General features: G+C 73.0%; 2 protein-coding genes. Both read left to right on the top strand.

All coding sequences use genetic code 11. From position 1 onward, the window contains the following. Positions 1 to 3,061, top strand: a 3,061-nt coding sequence (locus V8688_RS31475; RefSeq protein WP_342802336.1) for an SbcC/MukB-like Walker B domain-containing protein, incomplete at its 5' end; no start/stop codon positions are given. A gap of 528 nt (positions 3,062 to 3,589) precedes the next feature. After that, the coding region (locus tag V8688_RS31470) for a hypothetical protein (RefSeq protein ID WP_342802335.1) at positions 3,590 to 4,226 on the top strand (637 nt) is incomplete at its 3' end.

The following is a 4,226-nucleotide window of genomic DNA, read 5'->3' as shown; positions in this document are numbered from 1 at the left end:
CGCGGTGCGCAAGGCGTTGAGCCGCTGGGAAGCCCTGGCCGCCGATCGCACCCGCGCCCAGCGCCTGGCCGAACGCGCCGTGGAACTGCGCGACGCCGCGGCCGCCGAGGTGGCCCACGCCGAAGCCGCCGTCACGCTGGCCAGGACCGAATCGGCTGCCGCCCTGCGCACCTGGTGGCAGACCAACGCGGCGGTGCTGGCGCCGATCGCCGCGGGCACGCTGCCGACCGGTCACGACACCGACCTCGGTTCCGGCGGCATTCCGCGCAGCGCCGATGCGGAGCGCCCTGGGCTTTTCGATGCCTTGACCTCGGCCCTCGCCGCGGCGGGCACGGAGGACGCCCCGTCCGTGCACGAGGTGCTGGCCGAGTATTGCGAGCCCTTGCAGGACCAGATCCGCACCCGACGGCAGGAAGCCAAGGCGCGGGCGGCGGCCGCGGCCGCACGCCGGGAAACGCTGGTCGCCGAGCGCGACAAGGTGGCCGCCGAACGCGACGACGCGCCGCCGCCGCACCCGACCGACCCCCGCGAGCCGACAGACCTTCCCGGCGTGCCCTTCTGGCGCTCGGTCCGGTTCGCGGACGCGGTGGCCCCGGCCGAAGCCGCGGGTATCGAGGCCGCTCTCCAGGCGACCGGGCTCCTCGACGCCTGGATCTGTGACCCGGCCCGCGTCCCCGATGTCGACGGGGTCCGCTATCTGCTCCCGCTGCCCGCCGCCGATCGCCCGGCCGGTCGCACCCTCGCCGACGTCCTTGTCGTCGAGGACGGCTCCGACGATCTGGCGATCCCGACGAGCATCGTCGCCGAGGTGCTGGCCTCGATCGCACTCGACGAAGCACCCGCCGCCGACGCGGCGGGCACCGAACCGAGGGTGGCCGGAACGACTGCCGCTGGAGTGCTCCGCCTCCCGGCGGGCGCGGGCGATCCCGTCGTCGTCGGCACTGCCGGCATCTTCCGGCACGGCCTGCACGTCGGACGCCACACCAAGCCCGACGCCGAGTTCCTCGGCGCGACCGCGCGCGCCCGCCGCCGGGAACTGCGCCAGGCCGAACTCGACGCGGCGATCGAGGCCGCTGCCGCCGAAGCCGAGGCGGCGAAGGCCGACGAGGCCACGGCCACCGCCGAATTGGCGACCCTCAGCGCCGCGACGAAGTCCCTGCCCCGCCCGTCCGCGATCACCGCCGCGCTGCGCGCGGTCGCGGAGACGGCCGGTCTCATGCGGTCGCGATCGGAGGCCGTCACCCAGACCGAACGCGATCTGGACCAGGCGGTCGGCGAGGCCACCGCGATGGACAAGAAGCTGCGAGCCACCGCGCAGGCGCATCGCACGCCGACCGAGGCCCGCGAACTCGACGCGCTCGCCGCCGCGATCCGGCACTTCGAGAACACCGGCACCGGGCTGCTGCGGCTGCGCGCCGAACACGAGCGCGAACGTGAACGCGAACGCGAGGGCGCCGACCGGCACGACGAGGCGCGAGCGCTGGCCGAGGCCTTCGCCGAGGAGGCCGAGGCCGCCCGGCTCGGGTTCACCGAACAGCAGCGCAAGCTCGAGACCCTGCGGGAAGCGCTGGGCGCCGGCGCCGCCGACATCGACCGCGACCTCGAGGCCGCCCGCGCCGCGATCGAGGCGGCCAAGGCCGAGCAGCGAGCCGCGCGCAAGGCCGCCAATGCCGCGATCGAGGCGGTCGGCGACGCCGAGGCCGCCTACCGCACCGCCAACGAGGCACTGGCCACCGCGCTCACCGAGGTGCTGGCGGAGGTGCGGTCGCTGGCGCCCTACGCCCGGCCTGACCTGCTCAGTCTGCTCGGTGCCTCGGTCGAGCACCGCTGGCCGAGCACCGATGCCGCGTGGTCGACCCCGGAGCAGTTGCAGTACCGGATCGTCGCCGCCGGACCGGAGACCGACCCGGTCGTGCTGCCCGAGGAGGTGGCCGCCCTGTTCGCCGACCTCGACACCGCCACCACCCAGGTGCGAGCCACCGAAGCCGGGCGCAAGTCCACCCGGTCGGCGGTGACCAGCGCGCTGCAGGAGTTCGATGCCGCGCTCACCGCGTCGGGCCGCGACTATCGACTGCACTGGGATGCCGCCGACGGCCTGACCGTGGTCGCCGTGCACGACGAGAACGGTCAGGCCGCGCTCGCCGATTTCGCGGCTCGGATCGACGCCGCGCGCCGCGATCAGGAACTGCTGCTCACCGACGCCGAGCGCCGCATCCTGGAGGACGCGCTGCTGACCGGCCTGGCCCAGCAGATCCACGAACGCACCAGCGACGCCCGCGAACTCATCACCCGCATGGGCGCGGAGATGAAGCAGCGCCGGATGTCGTCGGGCAACACCATCGGCGTGCACTGGATCCTGGCCGACGGCCTGTCCGAGGCCGCCCGCGCCATGTGCAAACTGCTCGACCGGGACACCGCGGCGCTGAGCCCGGAGGATCTGGGCGCCGTGCGCGCCCATTTCGCCGCGGAGATCCGCGCGGCCCGCACCGCCCACCCGGAGCGGTCCTACCCCGAGATCCTCGGCGCCACCCTCGATTACCGCACCTGGCGGGTGTTCTCGTTCACCCTGATCAACGGCGACGGCAGCGAGGACAAGCTGACCGTGGCCCGGCACAGCGCGCTCTCCGGTGGCGAGCAGTCGGTCTCGCTGCACCTGCCGCTGTTCGCGGCCGCGCACGTGATGCTCGACTCCGCCGATCCGCAGGCTCCCCGTCTGCTGGCGCTGGACGAGGCGTTCGCGGGCGTCGACGACAACGGCCGTAGCGAATTGCTCGGTCTGAGTGTGCAATTCGACCTCGATCTGTTCATGACCGGCTACGACCTGTGGATCACCTACGGCCACGTCCCCGGCTGCGCGCACTACGACCTGGCGCACTCGACCGCCGAGAACACCGTCAGCGCCACGCTGCTGGTCTGGGACAGCGGCGAACTGCTGGCCGAACACGACGGCGGCGACCTGACCACGGCGCTGGGCTCCCCCAACCGCCGCCGCGTCCCCAACACCATCGAGGGCGGCCTCACTCTGGAGGGCATGCCGGGCGAACCGGCCCCGGTGGGCTGAATGCTCAGGAGCGCCAACCGGTCTTGACGCCACCGCGCCGCCCCGTCGGCGTGGTGGCCAGGCAATTGCCGGAAGTCTTAGACCGACCAGTTTTCTTACTCGGAATTAACCGAATCGAATTTCGCGGAATCGGTTGCTCGAAATCCTCAGTGCTGCCAGGATTTTGCTCGTGACGGGACCGGCCCTGGCCGGGCCGGCACGATCACGGTGCGGTCGCCACCGCACGCCGTCAGCAAGTCTTCAGGGGATCGTCGTGCGATATCGACACAATCAACACCGCCCACCCGGGTCGGACCGGCGGTTTTCCGGCGCTGCCGCGGGTCGGGATGCCGTGTGCGGCGGTCGGTCACGACCGCCGCGTCCGACGATGCGCTGAGTTCGCCGGAACTCGGCCGACCCAGCCCGATGAAGGTGCCGGACATATTCGCCGGAAATGGTTTGCGGCCGTTGCTGGCTCGCCTGCGCCGGGATCGCCGTTGCACCGATCCGGCGCCGACCTTTCCTTGCCCACCGCGGGATGTGACCACCATGCAGCTCCCCGTCCCCCTGCGGGACACCACCCGTCCACTCGCGGCCGCGCTCACCGACGCCGACGCGCGCCGGTTCACCGGCATCCTGCGCGTCACCGGCGAACCGGGCGGTGACATCCGCTGCGTCGACGGCCGGATCGTGGCCGTGAGTACCGGTGGCGCACCGGATTTCGACGCCCTCGACCCGCACGACGACGCACAGCCGCTCGGCGCGGCCCGCACCCGGCTGCTGCGGATGACGGCCACCGTCGACGGCACCTTCGCCATCGCGGCGGGCTGGATCGATCGCTGTCACTGGATCGATGCCCACCCGGATGTCGTCGCCGCCGACGATTCCGGCTACGACGCCGAGTGGCTGCTCGGCGAGGCCGAGCGCAGGCTGGCCGCGCTCGCGCACGCCGGCTTCTCGCCGTACCGGAACCTGCTGGCGCTCACCGACTTCGGCCGCTCGGTACGCGAGCAGGGCGCCGAGCTCCTGCGCCTGGTCGACGGCACCAGGAGCTGCCGCGACCTGGCCTTCCTGCTCGGCCGTCCGCTCTACCCGGTGACCGTCGAGGTCGCGCGCCTGCTCGGCGCCGGTCAGCTGACGGTGCCCGCCCGGCACGCCGCCGACCACCCGCCCGTCCCCGCCGGGG

This window comes from Nocardia sp. No.11, assembly GCF_038752175.1.
Classification (GTDB): Bacteria; Actinomycetota; Actinomycetes; order Mycobacteriales; family Mycobacteriaceae; genus Nocardia; species Nocardia canadensis.
This window is presented reverse-complemented; position numbering and strand designations above follow the sequence as displayed.